The organism is Pantoea sp. XAF26B01_ASV70 (assembly GCF_054512635.1).
In genome coordinates, this window is sequence record NZ_CM137251.1 from 2,651,930 (window position 1) to 2,669,297 (window position 17,368).

The window sequence follows — 17,368 nt, forward strand, 5'->3', positions numbered from 1 at the left end:
AAATGGAGCAACCCCGAGATCCCATGCCCGAACAGACTCGTTATACCCTGCCCGTTAAATCCGGCGATCACCGTCAGCTCGGCCAGCTCATAGGCGCGGCGCACGCGGTGGAGTGTGCCAGCATTACCGAACGACATGCTGGTCCGGTGTTAATGATTACACCCGATACCCAAACCGCTCTGCGTCTGCTGGATGAAATCCGCCAGTTTACCGATCTGCCGGTGGCGCACCTTGCCGACTGGGAAACGCTGCCCTACGACAGCTTTTCGCCGCATCAGGATATTATCTCCGCCCGCCTGTCGACCCTCTACCAGCTGCCGGTGATGCAGCGCGGTATGCTGATCATGCCGGTTAACACCCTGATGCAGCGCGTCTGCCCGCACAGTTTCCTGCACGGCCATGCGCTGGTGATGAAGCAGGGACAAAAACTGTCACGCGACCGGCTGCGCGACCAGCTTGAGCAGGCCGGTTATCGCCATGTCGATCAGGTGATGGAGCACGGTGAATACGCCACGCGCGGCGCCCTGCTCGATCTGTTCCCGATGGGCAGCGATCAGCCCTACCGCATCGACTTTTTCGATGATGAGATCGACAGCCTGCGCCTGTTCGACGTCGACAGTCAGCGCACGCTGGAAGCGGTCCCCGAAATTAACCTGCTGCCTGCGCATGAGTTTCCCAGCGACAAAGCCGCCATTGAGCTGTTCCGCAGCCGCTGGCGCGAAACGTTTGATGTGCGCCGTGAGTCGGAGCATGTCTATCAGCAGGTCAGCAAAGGCACGTTGCCAGCGGGCATCGAATACTGGCAGCTGCTGTTTTTTGAGCAGCCGTTACCCAGTCTGTTCAGCTATCTGCCGGATAATACCCTGATTGTGAACTGCGGCGATCTTGAAGGCAGCGCCAGCCGCTTCTGGCAGGATGCCGAGGCGCGCTATGAAAATCGCCGCGTTGATCCGATGCGTCCACTGCTGGAGCCGGTCACCCTGTGGCTGCGTCCGGATGCATTAATGGGAGAGCTGAAAGCCTGGCCGCGCATCCAGATGACCAATGAGGTGCTGCCCACCAAAGCCGCGAATACCAACCTCGGTTATACCCCGCTGCCTGACCTGACCGTTCAGGCGCAGGCAAAAGCGCCGCTCGATCATCTGCGTCAGTTTATTGAGACCTTCAGCGGCACCGTGGTCTTCTCGGTCGAAAGTGAAGGCCGCCGTGAGAGCCTGCAGGATCTGCTGGCCCGGATTAAACTGCGTCCTCAGCCGGTGCACCGCTTCGATGAGACCGGCGAAGAGCGTTTCCGACTGATGATCGGCGCCAGCGAGCGCGGTTTTATCGATACCCAGGGCAACCGGGCGCTGATTTGCGAAAGCGATTTGCTGGGCGAACGCGTCAGCCGTCGCCGTCAGGATACCCGTCGCACTATCAATCCGGACATTCTGATCCGTAATCTGGCGGAGCTGCATCCCGGCCAGCCGGTGGTGCATCTGGAACACGGTGTGGGTCGCTATATCGGCCTCACCACGCTGGAAGCCGGCGGCATTGAGGCGGAATACCTGATGCTCTCTTACGCCAACGACGCCAAACTTTATGTGCCGGTTTCATCGCTGCACCTGATCAGCCGCTACGCGGGCGGTGCTGACGATAATGCACCACTGCACAAACTGGGCAGCGATGCCTGGTCACGCGCACGGCAGAAAGCGGCTGAGAAAGTGCGTGATGTGGCGGCTGAACTGCTGGATATCTATGCTCAGCGCGCCGCCAAAACCGGCTTTGCCTTTAAGCATAATCGCGAGCAGTATCAGCTGTTCTGCGAAAGCTTCCCGTTTGAAACCACCCCGGACCAGGCGCAGGCGATCAACGCGGTGCTGAGTGATATGTGCGAGCCGCTGGCGATGGACCGTCTGGTGTGCGGCGACGTTGGTTTCGGTAAAACCGAAGTAGCCATGCGCGCGGCGTTTCTGGCGATTGAGAACCATAAACAGGTGGCCGTGCTGGTGCCGACCACCCTGCTGGCACAGCAGCATTACGATAACTTCCGCGATCGCTTCGCCAACTGGCCGGTTCGCATTGAGATGCTTTCCCGTTTCCGTACTGCCAAAGAGCAGGCGCAGGTGCTGGAACAGGCCAGCGATGGCAAGATCGACATCTTAATCGGCACCCATAAGCTGCTGATGAGCGATCTCAAATGGCACGATCTCGGTCTGCTGATTGTCGATGAAGAGCACCGTTTCGGGGTGCGTCACAAAGAGCGCATCAAGGCGATGCGCGCCGATGTGGACATTCTGACGCTGACCGCAACGCCAATCCCTCGCACCCTGAATATGGCCATGAGCGGCATGCGCGATCTCTCGATCATCGCCACGCCGCCTGCCCGCCGTTTAGCGGTGAAAACTTTTGTCCGTGAATTTGACGATCTGGTTATCCGCGAAGCAATCCTGCGTGAGGTTCTGCGTGGCGGACAGGTCTACTATCTCTACAATGACGTTGAAAATATCGAGAAAGCGGCGCAGCGTCTCAGCGAACTGGTGCCGGAAGCGCGTGTCGCGATTGGCCATGGTCAGATGCGTGAGCGTGATCTGGAACGGGTGATGAACGATTTCCACCATCAGCGTTTCAACGTACTGGTCTGTACCACCATTATCGAAACCGGTATCGACATACCGACCGCCAATACCATCATCATTGAGCGAGCCGATCACTTTGGCCTGGCGCAGTTGCATCAGCTGCGTGGTCGCGTCGGACGTTCGCATCATCAGGCTTATGCCTGGCTGTTAACACCGCATCCGAAGTCGATGACCGCCGATGCGCATAAGCGGCTGGAGGCGATCGCTTCACTGGAAGATCTGGGAGCGGGTTTTGCCCTGGCAACACACGACCTGGAGATTCGCGGTGCCGGCGAACTGCTGGGTGATGAGCAGAGCGGACAGATGGAGACGCTGGGCTTCACGCTTTATATGGAGCTGCTGGAGAATGCGGTCGAGGCGCTGAAAGCGGGTCGCGAGCCGTCACTGGAAGATCTCACCAGCAACCAGACCGAGGTGGAGCTGCGGATGCCCGCCCTGCTGCCCGAGACCTTTATCCCGGATGTCAGTACCCGTCTTTCACTCTATAAACGCATCGCCAGCGCGGAGGCTGAAGAGGAGCTGCAGGAGCTGAAGGTGGAGATGATCGATCGCTTTGGCCTGCTGCCCGATCCGGCGCGTAACCTGCTGGATGTGGCGATTATCCGGCTGAAAGCCCGCGCTGTCGGTCTGCGTAAGATCGAAGCCAGCGACAAAGGTGGTTATTTCGATTTTGCGCCGAAGAACAACGTGGATCCGGCATGGCTGATAGGCCTGCTGCAGAAAGAGCCTCAGCAGTGGAAGCTGGACGGGCCGACACGACTGCGGTTTACCCGTGAGCTGTCGGAAAGAAAGGTGCGGCTTGAGTGGGTGCAGGGATTCGTTTCGCAACTGGCTCAACGGCAGGCATAAAACCCTGCCTGTGCGTTGGTGATCTAACCGGTAAAGCGCCTGTTAGTTTGCCGCAAAAAAAGGCGCATCCTGAGATGCGCCTTTTTCATTACTGCTGTATTACGTTGTGCTGTGTGGCCGCGTGAGCGGCAAAGCTTTGCCCAATTACGCCTGATCGCCGTTGAGAACCAGCTGACCATTGCGATCCAGTGGAATACGCGTGCCGGGGTCATTTTCCATACGGATTTTACCCTGCTGATCGCCTATTTTATAGGTCACATCGTATCCCAGTTTTTTCTCTTGTTTGTCGTAAACGGTTTTGCAGCGCTGTTCGGTTGTGGTGTAGGTATCCCGATCCTGCAGTCCGCCTTGGACCTGATTGCCAGCATAACCACCCGCTACCGCACCTGCTACTGTCGCCACATCTCTGCCGCGACCGCCACCAAACTGGTGACCCAGCACTCCACCTGCCACTGCACCTAATACAGACCCAGCAAGACGGTTTTCATCCTGCACGGCCCGACGGTGAGTCAGAGTGACATTACGGCACTCCTGACGAGGCTGTTTAATGCTCTCTTTGATTGGCGTTGCAGACAGTACCTGAGCATATTGAGGACCGCGATCAAACACGTTCATGCCTGCTACGGCTGCAACACCCAGAGCTGCTGCCACACCAATACCGATACCCGCTAACATTGATTTATTCACAGGAAGTTCCTCCTGAAAAGTGTTACCGCGCAATCCTGCTGCTAAAGCATCCTCGTTAACTGAGGTATAACCGGCGTGCGCGACGCGCCGTGTTTGTTGAGATGAAGTTTTACAGATGGACCGAAAATGCAACATCAGATAAATGGAGGAAATTGGTCACTTTGCTATCAGGACCAGTTTTTAGGAGAGTTCTGAGGCTGGAAAGCCGCACTGACAGTTTCAGGGAATTATGGATAATAATAGTAGAATCAATCAGCTAATAATAACTAATCGGAAGTAAAGCCGGCAGTCACGTTATCAGTTTGCACATGAAAACATTTAAAGCAAATTCGCCGTCTGCCCCTCACTTACCCGGCGCAGGAATAAATAACCCCAGCCAGACGGCCGGGGTTACAGGCTTCAGGCAACTTAGAAACGATAGCCAACGCCGATGTTAAAACCATTGATGGCAACATCTTCGTTATATTTTACGCGAGTACCTTCATATCCAACACTCACAGAGAGATTGCTGATAGGATTAACCACGACACCCGCACCGTAGGCAAAGGATGTTTTGCTTTCGCTGTAAGAACCCGAATACTGTGCGTACTGTGACTGGTAATTGGCTTTATCTTCTACTTTGGTACGCGCGACCCCAATTAAGCCGTAGAAACTGACATAGTCATTAATACGGTATGCCGGACCCGCCATCAGGGAATAATATTTCGCTTCAATTTTTTCATTATATTTCTCAAGACCGTCAAAATAATCATTCTGCTCGGAATAACTGTCATCGCCTTTCATGTAGCTGAATGAGCCAATCACACTGAGAGGAGAATTCCATTCATAGCGATACTGAACATTGACACCGCGGATGTTTTTAAAGTCTTCAACTTTGCTTTGCGCATAACCAACCGAGACCGTGTGATTATCAGCCAGTGCATTGCTGCCCACGAGCAGACCGCCACACAGTAATGCCAGCATCGTCATTTTAGAAGTCATGTAATTAATTCCTTTTCATAATTTAACATTATTTCCCTGCGCTTAACGCAGGACTTCGTTCCCTGAATCACCAATACCCGACGGACAGGATAAATTTTTATCTATCCGCCTGTATCGGACAGGAATTTCATGTAGCGCTCCGCGCCTGATGTTCAGATCGGTCGGAGAGCATCTATTCATACCCGGTTTTTTTTAAACAAACTGGCCTGAGTGAATGTGAAACTTAAACGCCAGCCTTATTAAATGGCACTTCGGCCATTTAATTTAGGTTAAGTAAAGAATTTAACCACAGGATTCATCCTGGCGATTAGTTATCAATCAATTCTTAATGGCACTATTAGACCAAAAAGAATTAGAGGTATCAAGACCGAGTTGCCATAAAAAAGCAAAACCCCTGAAAACCATTACGGCACATACATCCAGAAAATTATCCTGCCTTATACAATCCATTAACGCAGATTATTAACTGACCTGTATATCCATAACCCATTAAAAGATTAAGTTACAGTTCTATTTAAACCTCTCTGAATAAATGAAGGTATTCGGAAAGATAACACCTGCATTTTTCCAAGAAGCGTTACTTTCAAGCTGACTGCGAAGAAAAAATGAACGAAAGCCAGACCGGAGAAAAACTATCTGATTTTCAAAGACAGCTCGCAATTTATTACTAAGCTTTCAGCGAGTTTACGCCGCATGAGGTGTATATTTAAACAGTTAAAACGGAACAGGAATAGCGTAACGAGAGATTTTTTAGCGCGGGCTGAAGGTGGTGGAACACCAACAGCCCGCTGACCACAACTAACTGATTGGGAGTTAATTATGGCTGACACGCATCATAAGTCAGAAACCCGCACGCCCACAACCGCCGCCAGCGGAACGCAGGTACATTATTACAAAGTGGGATACCGGCCTAATAAGGGCCAGCCGAACCCGCTGCCACAGCTCACCATTAAAGGGCGCTGGCTGGAAGCACTGGGTTTTACTACCGGGCAGAAGATCGAGGTGATCACCGGGCCGGGACAGCTGCTTATCCGGCTAGCGAATGAAGGATAATTGACTGACCTGTAAAGTAAAATCCCGGCATTAAGTCCGGGATTTCTTATTAATCATCATACAGGAAACTGATGTTTAATTTGTCTTAATGTGTGCCCCTCAAGGGCATAAAAAAGCCCCCTCAGAACCGAGGAGGCTTAACATTAATTAGCCAGCGTTATTGCTGTTGCTTAGTGCAGCTTCAGCCGGGGACGAATAACCCGGTTAATACTGCCGACCAGCATCATCAGCCCGGTTTTGAAGTAGCCGTGCAGCGCGATCTGGTGCATACGATAAAGCGAGATATAGACAAAGCGCGCGATGCGCCCTTCCACCATCATTGAGCCGCGCATCAGGTTGCCCATCAGGCTGCCGACCGTACTGAAGCGGGAGAGCGATACCAGCGAGCCATGATCTTTATAGACATAGGCTTTCAGCGGTTTACCGTCACGCTGCGCCAGAATGTTGTCCATGGCGCGTGAAGCCATCTGATGCGCTGACTGGGCGCGTGGTGGTACAAAACCGCCGCCCGGCAAGGCGCAGGAAGCACAGTCGCCAATCGCGTAGATGTCATCGTCCAGCGTGGTTTGCAGCGTCTCTTTGACCACCAGCTGATTGATGCGGTTGGTTTCCAGTCCGCCAATCTCTTTCAGGAAGTCAGGTGCTTTAATCCCAGCCGCCCAGACCATCAGATCGGCTTCGATAAACTCACCGCCTTTGGTATTCAGGCCATTACGCTCGGCGCTGGTGACCATGGTCTGCGTCAGCACGCGAACGCCCAGCTTGGTCAGCTCCTGATGTGCCGCAGCAGAGATGCGTGGTGGCAGTGCAGGCAGAATACGTTCACCCGCTTCCACCAGTGTCACATTCAGCGCTTCGCGTCCCAGGCCTTTGAAGCCGTAGCTGTGCAGCTGTTTCACCGCGTTGTGCAATTCAGCTGACAGCTCAACGCCTGTTGCCCCGCCGCCCACGATGGCGATGTTAACTTTCTCGACCCTGCCTTCGCTGGCGGAGAATTTCAGGAACAGGTTGAGCATTTCGTTATGGAAACGACGCGCCTGATGCGGATTATCCAGGAAGATGCAGTGATCTTTGACGCCCGGCGTACCGAAATCATTCGAGGTGCTGCCCAGCGCCATCACCAGCTGGTCGTAGGCCACTTCACGCTGTGGCACCAGCACTTCGCCCTGCGCATTCAGCACTTCGGCCAGGCGGATCACTTTTCGGGTGCGATCGATATCGGTGAGTGAACCCAGCTGGAACTCAAAACCGTGATTGCGGGCATGAGCCAGATAGCTCAATGCATCAATGCCTTCGTCCATTGAGCCGGTCGCCACTTCGTGCAGCAGCGGCTTCCACAAGTGACTGTGGTTACGATCAACCAGGATAATCTCGGCCTTCTTTTTACGACCCAGTTTATGGCCCAGCTGCGTGGCCATTTCCAGGCCGCCCGCTCCCCCTCCGACAATAACAATTTTCTTAACAGACGTAGTCAACAAAGACCCCCTCAAATTGTGAACCAAAAGTTAACCAAAGGTTAAATTAAACCTTAAGAAACATAGGGTTGGCGAAGTTAAAATCGCAATCTGCTGGGAGAATAGCATGGCGGGAAGAGGAGAACATAAGAATATTGATATACATCAAAGCGGGAAAATAAAACTCAGATAATTACGTAATAAAAACAGGCACCTTGCGGTGCCTTTGCTGCTTAACCTAATGTTTTAAAAGCTTTTATCCGCTTAAGATGTGGGGATATATTTTTGAATTTGTGCCCTTCCGTCTCATCCCAGACAATTTCATAAAACGGATGCAGCTGGTCAGCAATGTGCTGGCTGTCGAGCGCCTCATCGTGACGGGAGAGAATGGCCAGACAGCGGTCACGATTATGCTCGCGAAAATCGCTGACGCACTTCGTTGCGATATCCTGATACTCCTCCGGCCGGTCGATCTTCCCTTCCATGTTCGCCTGCGGCGAGAGGTTGGGATTAAAAATCACCTGCCGGATGCCGCACAGAAATCCAATGCGCTCTGACCAGAAGCCGCCCAGTCCGACGCCGCAAATCAGCGGCCGGTCGTCGTCAGAAAGCGTCAGCATCTTATCGGTCTCTTTTAGCAGAAACTGCATGTCATGTTTGGGATGGCGGGTGCTGTAACTGATCAACCTGACGTCAGGATCGATAAATTGCAGTTGCAGCACTTTTTCGTGATTGCCCGGACTGTTGGAATCAAAACCGTGCAGATAGATGATCATGATAATCCTCAAGGTAGTGATAGCGCCGGGCAGTCACTGCTTACCACGACGCCTTATGAGCCAGCCAGCGTTCCTGAAGCGCACTCAGTTGCTGAGCATTATTTTTCCAGCGATGCGTTCCCCGCAGTTCATCGCGGGTAAACCTGCCCTGATGATACAGCTGTGTAACCCGCTCTGACCCGACCGGGATCAGGTTATCCAGTACACTGATGGCACCCTGACGCTGATTGCAGACCAGAATCATGTCACAGCCCGCGGAAAGGGACTGCTGCGCCCGCTCAGGATAGCTGCCCATCACCGCTGCGCCCTCCATCGACAGATCGTCTGAGAAAATAATACCGTCAAAGCCCAGTTGCTCACGCAGCACGGTTTTAAGCCAGTATGGCGAACCACTGGCGGGCAGCGGATCAACTTCGGAGTAGATGACGTGTGCCGGCATGATGGCGTCCAGTGCCTGTTCGGTAATCAGCTTGCTGAAGATTGCCATGTCATGCTCACGCAGCGTCTTTTCGTCCCGCGGATCGCGTGGGGTCTCTTTATGCGAATCCGCACTCACCGCACCGTGACCCGGAAAATGTTTACCCGTAGTCTTCATGCCCGCCTCGTGCATCCCGGCAATAAAGCGGCGGGCGACGTCAAGGGCGATGGCCGGATCGGCATGGAAAGAACGGTCACCAATCGCGGCGCTGATATGACCAATATCGAGTACCGGCGCAAAGCTGATATCGATATCCATGGCGATCATCTCGGCCGCCATTTGCCATCCCGCCTGTTGCGCCAGTTCACCGGCGGTATCCAGGTCGTGCAACGCAGCAAAAGATTGCATGGCAGGCAGTTGGGTGAAGCCGTCACGGAAACGCTGCACGCGACCGCCCTCCTGATCCACCGCCACTACCAGCCGGGTGTGAGAGGCGGCGCGGATCTGCCGCACCAGTTCTGCCAGCTGAGCGGGATCATGATAATTTCGGGCAAATAAAATTAAACCGCCCACCAGCGGATGCTGCAGGATGTCGCGCTCTTCGCCATCCAGTTCATAACCCTCGACGTCAAGCATCAGGGGGCCGGGTAAATCTGATCTCATATCATGAATCCTGTAGCGAAACGCACCTGCGTAACGCGATTAAATCTGTTCCCAGCTCTGTCGAGCCAGCTGTTTTAATGTGTCGTCGTCACGCTGACCGGCACGGAGCTGATACCAGCTGGCCATCAGCAACTGCAGCCAGGGCTGCCAGCGTCTGACCTGATGCACCAGCGCGGTAAGCGGCAACTGCATCGCCGCGGCATACTCAGCCAGCCAGTCGGCCTGGTGCTGCGGATCGCTGGCACAGACAGCCGCCAGCTCCAGCGCCACGTCGCCATCGGCGGCATACTCCCAGTCGATCAGACGCAGACCTTCGGGACCTTGTATGACATTTCCGGCATGCAGATCCATGTGCAGCGGAGCCAGCCTCAGCGGCTGGGGTTCACCCTGCTGCGTCAGACGCCTGAGCGCCCGCAACCAGCGGTGATGCCGCTGGGGAGTGAGCTGCCAGTAGCGCCATAACAGCGGCAACAACTGCAGACGATAGCCGGTCAGCGGCTGCTGATGCAGCTGCTGTAGCAGTGCCACGATCTGTGGACGCTGCTGGCTGAAACGGTGTTCATCCAGCGCTTCGCCTGCGCACCAGGTCAGGATAATCCCCTGATGATGGCCCGCCACGGGCTGTGGTGCCACTCCGCTGGCTTGCAGTTTGCGTAACAGACGGAATTCGCGCTGCCGATCCACAAACGGAATAGCCGGTTGCGGTGCCGCCCGCGCGATAAAAGTTCCGCGCGGACTGACAATCTTCTGGCTGTGCCCGGTCAGACCGGCCAGCGGGATAAAGGATGTCTTTTCTGGTTCGCCGGTGACCTGCTGAATCATCCGCTGGAAAGCGGGATTAATTCTGTGCAATGCCGTTGCCGGACCAGATGATCTCGCCTGTCTGGACCAGCATCAGTTGCATTTGCAGCGTCGGCGCTTTGACATCGCCACGCGCGTTGCTGTAGAGCACATACTGAGCGTTAACGTTACGCGCCAGGCCAATCGCTTTACTGCGCGAGTTCAGGCTGTCATCCGGCGATAATCCCAGCGTCTGCTTGGCCTGCGCCAGTTGGTCAGCAGAAACCAGGGTGAATTTGCCGTTGTTATTCAGCGCATTCTGGATAGCTGCCGTCGCTTTCTCGCTTTGCAGCGCACCGTTGGTGCTGTTTTTAACGCGATCCACCAGCAACACGCTGCCCGGCTCGGCGCTGGCGGCCTGCAACATCTGCGCCACCAGCGGCTGAACGCTGGCATCCCAGTTGATAGTGACCAGTTTCGGTGGCTGCGGCACAGGCTGCGGTTGCGGCACCGGTTCAGGTTGTGGAACGGGCTGCACCGGCTCCACAGGCTGAGTCGGTTCAACTGGTGCAGGCTGCTGCTGTTTCACCACACAGCCGGTCAGAATGAGCGCCATCAGGAGCGCTCCGGTACGATTAACACTGCGTATCACGTAGAAAATCCTTAAAGATAGAGATAAAGACGAACCTTGCTGGCCGTCAGGTTACCCAGTTGCGAAGTGGCGATAATGCTGCCCTGCGCCGGAACGGTAACGGTCTGCGCCGGTTCCTGCGGGGTGATTTCCAGCCCTTTGTCGTCATACCAGTAGTAACGATAGTGCACAACAACCGGTGTTTCGCGCTGATTATAGAGCACGCTGGTGGCACGCTTTAGTCCATCGTTCTCATCCAGCGTCGGTTCATCGGTAATGATCCCTGCCGACAGCACAGAGGACTCCATCACCAGCGACTGTGACGTATTGATCATCGGTTTTTCACTGCTGCAGGCCGTCAGGCAGAGCAGGATCGGCAGGCCAGTCAGCCAGGATCGCATAGCACGCTTCCGTTATCAGGTCAGTTAGAGAGCATCGGTCCCAGCGGTTCACCGCCCAGCAGATGCATATGAATGTGATAAACCTCCTGACCACCATGTTGATTGCAGTTCACAATCAGACGATAACCATTTTGATCGATACCTTCCTGACGGGCGATTTTCGCCGCGGTAGTAAACATACGTCCCAGCGCATGCTCATGCGCCGCTTCCGCCTCGTTGACCGTTGGGATCAGCACATTCGGCACGATTAAAATATGGGTTGGCGCTTTGGGCGAAATGTCGCGGAAGGCAGTGACCAGCTCATCCTGATAAACCACATCAGCGGGGATTTCGCGGCGGATAATTTTACTAAAAATGGTTTCTTCTGCCATGGTGCAATTCCTTTAGCCTGAGTCTTAATCAATCAGTATGCGGGAGAAATTTGTTTTCTTTCAACCTCAGGACCACTTTTCTTGCATTGTTCGCCTGCCTTTGCAGCAGCCCCCTCTCTCCGTGACCCGCACGCTGTTCAGAATGCTGGCAACGCCCCTGCCACACCATAAAATGAAACGCTGTTTTATAAATTAGAATTTCGCCACCCTTTTCTTTGTATGACTGCCACTTCAGCGCCAGCACTTGCCAAATTGCGAAGGTTTAGCCGACCCGTCAGTTCTACTTTGCTAACCAGTCCGGGTGAGATGACCGGCGTCACCAGGGATAAACCGCCATAAACATCAAGGAGCATCAGACATGCGCTCACGTAAAATTGGTCTTGGCCACTATCTGGCCTACGGTTCCGGAGATTTTCTTGGAGCAGGCACCACGGCGCTGACCGCCGCCTGGTTGCTCTATTTTTACACCACCTTTTGTGGGTTAACCCCGATTCAGGCCACGCTGATCTTTGCCGCTGCCCGCGTGCTGGATGCGATAGTCAGTCCGCTGATGGGCTTTCTGACCGATAACTTCGGTTCGACCTGGCTGGGCAAACGCTTTGGCCGCCGCAAATTTTTTATCCTGCTCGGCATACCCTCTGTATTCAGTTATAGCCTGATGTGGCTCAGCGACATGAGTTTCTGGTGGTATCTCTGCACGTATCTGCTGTTTGATATCGTCTACACCATGATCCTGGTGCCGTATGAAACGCTGGTGCCGGAAATGACCGACGATTTCAAACAGAAAACCCGCTTCTCCGGTGCCCGCATCGGCCTGGCTCAGCTGTCGGCCATTCTGGCTGCCTTTTTACCCGGTATTTTGCTGGGTATGCTGGGCAAAGATAATCCTCTCTCCTTCTTCTACGCCAGCCTGGTGTTCTCGGTAATCTGCGCGCTGGTGCTGACGCTGGTGTGGTGCTTTACCTGGGAGCGTCACCCCGACGACTTTTCCGCCGAGTCACGCCGTGCAGAACAGGAAAAGCAGCAGCTGACGCTGATGCAGAATCTCAAGCGGCTCTATGTCGAGCTGGCTTCAACCTTACGCATCCGCATCTTCCGCCAGCACCTTGGCATGTACCTCGGCGGCTATATCGCCCAGGATGTGTTTAACGCCGTCTTTACCTGGTATGTGGTATTTGTGCTGATGCAGAGCGCTCAGGTCGCCTCCAGCCTGATGGGCACCATGGCGGTGCTGCAGTTTATTGCCGTGATGGCGATGATTCCGCTCTGCATCCGCATGGGACCCGCGCCCGCCTACCGTCTGGTGGCTGTGCTGTTTGGCCTGGCGGCGCTCTCCTACGCTGGATTGTGGTATGCCGGAATGAACGACAACATGTCGCTGCTGTTGGTGATCTCTGCCCTGGCAGGCCTGGGACGTGGCGGCATCAACTATGTGCCGTGGAACACCTATACCTATATCGCCGATGTGGATGAGGTGATCACCGGACAGCGCCGTGAAGGAATTTTTGCCGGCATCATGACCCTGACGCGTAAAGCGTCGCAGGCTGGCGCAGTCATGCTGGTCGGTATCGTGCTGCAGCTCTCCGGCTTTGTCTCTGGCCAGGCGACCCAGGTACCCGGCGTCAGCCACACTATCCTGGCGATTCTCAGCATAGGCACTGTGGCCGTGCTGGCCTGCGGCTTTATCGTGTCACTGCGCTTTAAGCTTAATCTGCAGACCCACACTGTGCTGCGCCAGGAGACGCTGAAGATGCGCGACGCGGGCCGCATCGTGCCGGAAAGCATCACGCCGGAAGCACGCGGAATTGTAGAAACGCTGGCTGGCATGCCTTACGAAAATCTTTGGGGCAACAACAACATTGGCTTCCTTAATCGTAATAAGCCAGCGCCGGAAAAATTGTCCGCACATCCCACTTTAAACCCTTCTTTAAACCCTTCTTTAAACCCGACCTTAAAACGACAGGAATAAACCATGACTGTATTTCCCGTTAAACACAGCAAATTATTGTGCCAGCCCGAGCATCTGTTGCCACGCAGCGAACTGGTACAGCTGATTCAAAAGCTGACACAGAATCTGGTTAACATCACCGATGAGACAGGCGAATTTTTATTACGGCTGGACGATGGCCGGGTGATTGATACCAAAGGCTGGGCGGGTTGGGAATGGACACACGGCATCGGTCTGTATGGCATGCTGCACTACTATCAGCAGACCGGTGACCAGCAGACGCTGGCCATTATTGATGAGTGGTTTACGCAGCGTCTGGCGGAAGGCACGCCGACCAAAAATGTGAATACCGTTTGTCCTTTTCTGACGCTGGCCTACCGTTACGAAGAGACCGGGAACCCGGCCTGGGTGCCGGTGCTGGAGCGCTGGGCAGAATGGGTCATGTATGAGATGCCGCGTACCGAACAGGGCGGCCTGCAGCACATTGTCTATAACAACGAAAACCCGCAGCAGCTCTGGGACGATACGCTGATGATGAGCGTAATGGCGCTGGCGAAAATTGGCCAGTTGCTGAAGCGCGATGAGTGGATTGAAGAAGCGAGTTATCAGTTCCTGCTGCACACCCAGTTTCTGATGGATCGCAAAACCGGCTTATGGTTCCACGGCTGGAACTTTGACGGTCGCCATAACTTTGCTGATGCACGCTGGGCGCGCGGTAACAGCTGGGTGACGATTGTCATTCCCGACTTCCTGGAGATGATGAACTGGCCTGAGCATCACGCTACCCGCCGTTTTCTGCAGCAGGTGCTGGAGACCCAAGTTAAAGCACTCAGGGAGTGTCAGCACAGCAGCGGATTGTGGCACACCCTGCTTGATGATCCGCACAGCTACCCGGAAGCCTCCGCCACCGCCGGGTTTGCCTATGGCATTCTGAAAGGGGTTCGCAAGCGTTATCTGCCCGCGGAGTATCGCGAGGTGGCAGAAAAAGCGTTGCGCGGCGTGATTGCCAATATTGATGACGATGGCGAGTTAAAACAGGTCTCCTTTGGAACCGCAATGGGCAAGGATCTGGATTACTACCGCACGGTTCCTCTGACCTCTATGCCCTACGGCCAGGCGATGGCCCTGCTCTGCCTGACAGAGTATCTGCGCGTTTACCTCTGAATCCCTGCCAAAAAAAAGCCCCGCTTAGCGGGGCTTTTTCATCGCTGTAAATCATTACATGCTGCGGATGTAATCATCCATATCGGTTTTCAGGTTATCGGATTTAGTCCCGAAAATCGCCTGCACACCGGAACCGGCAACCACCACGCCACGGGCGCCGAGGTTTTTCAGTTCAGTCTGATCCACTTTCGCCACATCGGCGACGCTGACACGTAAACGGGTGATACAGGCATCCAGGTTGGTGATGTTCTCTTTACCACCAAACGCCGCCACCAGTTTGCCCGCCATCTCTGTACCGGTCGCGGTAGATTGCTCGCTGCTGCTGCTCTCTTCACGGCCAGGTGTTTTCAGATCCAGCTTCGCGATCAGTACACGGAATATGGTGTAGTAAACCAGACCATAGATGATACCAACAATCGGGAACAGCCAGATTTTACTGCTGTTGCCGCTCAGTACGATAAAGTCGATCAGACCGTGTGAGAAGCTGGTGCCATCACGCATCCCCAGCAGGATACAGATTGGGAATGCCAGACCCGCCAGCAGCGCATGGATCACATACAGGATCGGTGCCACGAACATGAATGAGAATTCAATCGGTTCGGTGATACCGGTCAGGAATGCGGTCAGCGCGGCGGAGATCATGATACCGCCCACTTTGGCGCGATTTTCAGGCTTCGCTGAATGCCAGATAGCAATCGCTGCCGCTGGCAGACCGTACATTTTGAACAGGAAGCCGCCAGAGAGTTTACCTGCGGTCGGGTCACCCGCCATATAGCGCGGGATATCACCGTGGAACACCTGACCTGCCGCATTGGTGTATTCACCGATCTGCATCTGGAAAGGAACGTTCCAGATGTGATGCAGACCAAATGGCACCAACGCACGTTCAATTACGCCATAAATACCAAAGGCGACAACCGGGTTTTGATAGGCAGCCCACTGTGAGAACTCCTGAATCGCGGAACCTATCGGTGGCCAGATAAAGGAGAGCAGCACGCCGAGAATGATAGCTGCCAGACCGGAAATAATCGGCACAAAACGCTTACCGGCAAAGAAGCCCAGATATTCTGGCAGCTTGATGCGGTAGAAGCGATTAAACATGTAAGCGGCGATGGAACCGGCGATAATACCGCCCAGCACCCCGGTGTCGGCGAGGTGTTTAGCCTCGATCTCCGCCGCAGGCAGATGCAGCACCAGCGGGGCGACCACCGCCATGGTTTTCACCATGATGCCATAGGCAACAACCGCTGCCAGCGCCGAAACGCCGTCATTATTGGTAAAGCCCAGCGCCACACCGATAGCGAAAATCAGCGGCATGTTGGCGAACACCGATCCACCCGCTTCTGCCATCACATGCGAAACCACTGCAGGTAACCAGCTGAAATTGGCTGAACCGACCCCTAATAAAATACCGGCAATCGGCAGAACCGATACCGGCAGCATCAGCGATTTACCGACCTTTTGAAGGTTGGCAAAAGCATTTTTGAACATAGCGTGAAGCTCCTGAGTAAGAGTGCATATTTGCGCAGTGCGCGTGGCAAAGAGGGAGGATTCTTTGCCGGGCTGGCGGTGACCGCCTTTTGATTTATTACGAAGGGTAAAATAATTCCCGATTTGTTACTTTGACGGGTATCACGTTTCGACAATCACAAGGGCGCACTTTACGAAATTTCTTACTGATCCGCACCAGTAATCGGCGATAAAAAGCTGACCCTGTCTGAAAAAACAGGGTCATATACGCAGGTTACAGATTAATTACAGAGGCTGAAATAATAGCTGATCAGGCGCCCAGCTGGCTCATCGGGATATGAAACAGCGTTGAGAAGTTTTGGGTGGTGGTGGCTGCCAGCGTTTCTAAATCCACCCCTTTCAGGACAGCCAGATATTCGGCAACATCGCGCGTATAAGCGGGCTGATTCTCTTTACCACGGAAAGGCACCGGGGCCAGATAAGGCGAATCCGTTTCCACCAGCATCCGATCCAGCGGCACATAGCGTGCGGCTTCACGTAACTGCTCGGCATTGCGGAATGTGACGATGCCGGAAAAAGAGATGTAGAAGCCCATATCCAGCAGTTTTGCTGCGGTGGGCTGATCCTCAGTGAAGCAGTGCAGCACGCCGCCGCAACGTTCAACCTGCTCTTCACGCAGAATCGCCAGCGTATCTTCGCGGGCATCACGGGTGTGAACAATGATCGGTTTGTTCAGCGCAATACCGGTACGGATATGCTCCCGGAACGAGCGCTGCTGCTGATCTTTCGTTTCTGGCTGATAGTGATAATCCAGCCCGGTTTCACCCAGGGCCACCACCTGAGGATCGGCAGAGAGCCGACGAAACTCCTCAACATCATAGGCCTCTTCCTGATTCAGCGGATGCACACCGCAGGAGAGCGCTATATTTTTCCGTTCGCCGACCAGACTTTTAAGGGTATGAAAACCCGGCAGCGTAGTGGCGATTGCCAGCATAAATTTCACATCACGCGCCGCCGCTTTGGCGATCACATCATCCAGGTCACGATGGTTCTTTTCATAGTCCAGGCCATCAAGATGGCAATGGGAATCCACAATAAACATAA

Annotated in this window: 15 protein-coding genes; 4 read left to right on the top strand and 11 right to left on the bottom strand. The window is 54.2% G+C overall.

Going from position 1 to position 17,368, the window contains the following annotated elements:
• Window positions 1-23 precede the first annotated feature (23 nt).
• Entirely contained in the window at window positions 24-3,467 is a 3,444-nt protein-coding gene (gene mfd, locus ACX8ZY_RS12455) for a transcription-repair coupling factor (protein ID WP_459260020.1), read from the top strand.
• A 144-nt stretch (window positions 3,468-3,611) separates the two neighbouring features.
• On the opposite strand, the gene ACX8ZY_RS12460 is transcribed toward mfd, so the two are convergent.
• A complete protein-coding gene (locus ACX8ZY_RS12460) occupies window positions 3,612-4,154 on the bottom strand; it encodes a glycine zipper 2TM domain-containing protein (RefSeq protein WP_003849847.1) in 543 nt (180 codons plus the stop codon).
• A 408-nt stretch (window positions 4,155-4,562) separates the two neighbouring features.
• Window positions 4,563-5,135: an Ail/Lom family outer membrane beta-barrel protein gene (locus ACX8ZY_RS12465; RefSeq protein WP_010246294.1), complete on the bottom strand. Its 573-nt coding sequence runs from the start codon at window positions 5,133-5,135 to the stop codon at window positions 4,563-4,565.
• Between the two features lie 819 nt (window positions 5,136-5,954).
• On the opposite strand from ACX8ZY_RS12465, the gene ACX8ZY_RS12470 reads away from it, so the two are divergent.
• The gene (locus ACX8ZY_RS12470; RefSeq protein ID WP_158131831.1) at window positions 5,955-6,188 is read left to right on the top strand and encodes a SymE family type I addiction module toxin; all 234 of its coding nucleotides are present in this window, start codon (window positions 5,955-5,957) and stop codon (window positions 6,186-6,188) included.
• Between the two features lie 170 nt (window positions 6,189-6,358).
• On the opposite strand, the gene ACX8ZY_RS12475 is transcribed toward ACX8ZY_RS12470, so the two are convergent.
• The 7 genes from ACX8ZY_RS12475 to hinT form a co-directional block, all read right to left on the bottom strand.
• Entirely contained in the window at window positions 6,359-7,663 is a 1,305-nt protein-coding gene (locus ACX8ZY_RS12475) for an NAD(P)/FAD-dependent oxidoreductase (RefSeq protein WP_010246297.1), read from the bottom strand.
• Between the two features lie 212 nt (window positions 7,664-7,875).
• Window positions 7,876-8,418 carry an alpha/beta hydrolase YcfP gene (ycfP, locus tag ACX8ZY_RS12480; RefSeq protein ID WP_033779408.1) on the bottom strand — a complete coding sequence of 181 codons (543 nt, stop codon included), beginning with the start codon at window positions 8,416-8,418 and terminating at the stop codon, window positions 7,876-7,878.
• A 40-nt stretch (window positions 8,419-8,458) separates the two neighbouring features.
• On the bottom strand, window positions 8,459-9,499 hold the full coding sequence (nagZ, locus tag ACX8ZY_RS12485) for a beta-N-acetylhexosaminidase (protein WP_022625859.1): 1,041 nt from the start codon (window positions 9,497-9,499) through the stop codon (window positions 8,459-8,461).
• Between the two features lie 39 nt (window positions 9,500-9,538).
• Entirely contained in the window at window positions 9,539-10,321 is a 783-nt protein-coding gene (gene thiK / locus ACX8ZY_RS12490) for a thiamine kinase (RefSeq protein WP_158132177.1), read from the bottom strand.
• 16 nt (window positions 10,322-10,337) lie between these two features.
• Window positions 10,338-10,931, bottom strand: a complete 594-nt coding sequence (gene lpoB / locus ACX8ZY_RS12495) for a penicillin-binding protein activator LpoB (RefSeq protein WP_022625861.1) — start codon at window positions 10,929-10,931, stop codon at window positions 10,338-10,340.
• An 11-nt stretch (window positions 10,932-10,942) separates the two neighbouring features.
• Entirely contained in the window at window positions 10,943-11,311 is a 369-nt protein-coding gene (locus ACX8ZY_RS12500; RefSeq protein WP_010246307.1) for a YcfL family protein, read from the bottom strand.
• Between the two features lie 20 nt (window positions 11,312-11,331).
• On the bottom strand, window positions 11,332-11,682 hold the full coding sequence (hinT, locus tag ACX8ZY_RS12505; RefSeq protein WP_009090851.1) for a purine nucleoside phosphoramidase: 351 nt from the start codon (window positions 11,680-11,682) through the stop codon (window positions 11,332-11,334).
• Window positions 11,683-12,040: 358 nt separating this feature from the next.
• Between hinT and ACX8ZY_RS12510 the strand changes: the two genes are divergently transcribed.
• Complete coding sequence (locus tag ACX8ZY_RS12510) at window positions 12,041-13,651, top strand: MFS transporter (protein ID WP_158131832.1); 1,611 nt, start codon at window positions 12,041-12,043, stop codon at window positions 13,649-13,651.
• Window positions 13,652-13,654: 3 nt separating this feature from the next.
• Window positions 13,655-14,794, top strand: a complete 1,140-nt coding sequence (gene bglB, locus ACX8ZY_RS12515) for a beta-galactosidase BglB (RefSeq protein WP_022625863.1) — start codon at window positions 13,655-13,657, stop codon at window positions 14,792-14,794.
• A gap of 54 nt (window positions 14,795-14,848) precedes the next feature.
• On the opposite strand, the gene ptsG is transcribed toward bglB, so the two are convergent.
• Both ptsG and ACX8ZY_RS12525 read right to left on the bottom strand, forming a co-directional pair.
• Window positions 14,849-16,285: a PTS glucose transporter subunit IIBC gene (ptsG, locus tag ACX8ZY_RS12520; protein WP_010669858.1), complete on the bottom strand. Its 1,437-nt coding sequence runs from the start codon at window positions 16,283-16,285 to the stop codon at window positions 14,849-14,851.
• A gap of 289 nt (window positions 16,286-16,574) precedes the next feature.
• On the bottom strand, window positions 16,575-17,366 hold the full coding sequence (locus ACX8ZY_RS12525; protein WP_033757273.1) for a metal-dependent hydrolase: 792 nt from the start codon (window positions 17,364-17,366) through the stop codon (window positions 16,575-16,577).
• Window positions 17,367-17,368 lie beyond the last annotated feature (2 nt).

What these genes read in the sequence shown, in the direction of transcription:
- mfd (WP_459260020.1), top strand. Translation starts at nt 24, where the DNA reads ATGCCCGAACAGACTCGTTATACCCTGCCCGTTAAATCCGGCGATCAC.
- ACX8ZY_RS12465 (WP_010246294.1), bottom strand. Translation starts at nt 5,135, where the DNA reads ATGACTTCTAAAATGACGATGCTGGCATTACTGTGTGGCGGTCTGCTC.
- ACX8ZY_RS12470 (WP_158131831.1), top strand. Translation starts at nt 5,955, where the DNA reads ATGGCTGACACGCATCATAAGTCAGAAACCCGCACGCCCACAACCGCC.
- ycfP (WP_033779408.1), bottom strand. Translation starts at nt 8,418, where the DNA reads ATGATCATCTATCTGCACGGTTTTGATTCCAACAGTCCGGGCAATCAC.
- nagZ (WP_022625859.1), bottom strand. Translation starts at nt 9,499, where the DNA reads ATGAGATCAGATTTACCCGGCCCCCTGATGCTTGACGTCGAGGGTTAT.
- thiK (WP_158132177.1), bottom strand. Translation starts at nt 10,321, where the DNA reads ATGATTCAGCAGGTCACCGGCGAACCAGAAAAGACATCCTTTATCCCG.
- ACX8ZY_RS12500 (WP_010246307.1), bottom strand. Translation starts at nt 11,311, where the DNA reads ATGCGATCCTGGCTGACTGGCCTGCCGATCCTGCTCTGCCTGACGGCC.
- hinT (WP_009090851.1), bottom strand. Translation starts at nt 11,682, where the DNA reads ATGGCAGAAGAAACCATTTTTAGTAAAATTATCCGCCGCGAAATCCCC.
- ACX8ZY_RS12510 (WP_158131832.1), top strand. Translation starts at nt 12,041, where the DNA reads ATGCGCTCACGTAAAATTGGTCTTGGCCACTATCTGGCCTACGGTTCC.
- bglB (WP_022625863.1), top strand. Translation starts at nt 13,655, where the DNA reads ATGACTGTATTTCCCGTTAAACACAGCAAATTATTGTGCCAGCCCGAG.
- ptsG (WP_010669858.1), bottom strand. Translation starts at nt 16,285, where the DNA reads ATGTTCAAAAATGCTTTTGCCAACCTTCAAAAGGTCGGTAAATCGCTG.
- ACX8ZY_RS12525 (WP_033757273.1), bottom strand. Translation starts at nt 17,366, where the DNA reads ATGTTTATTGTGGATTCCCATTGCCATCTTGATGGCCTGGACTATGAA.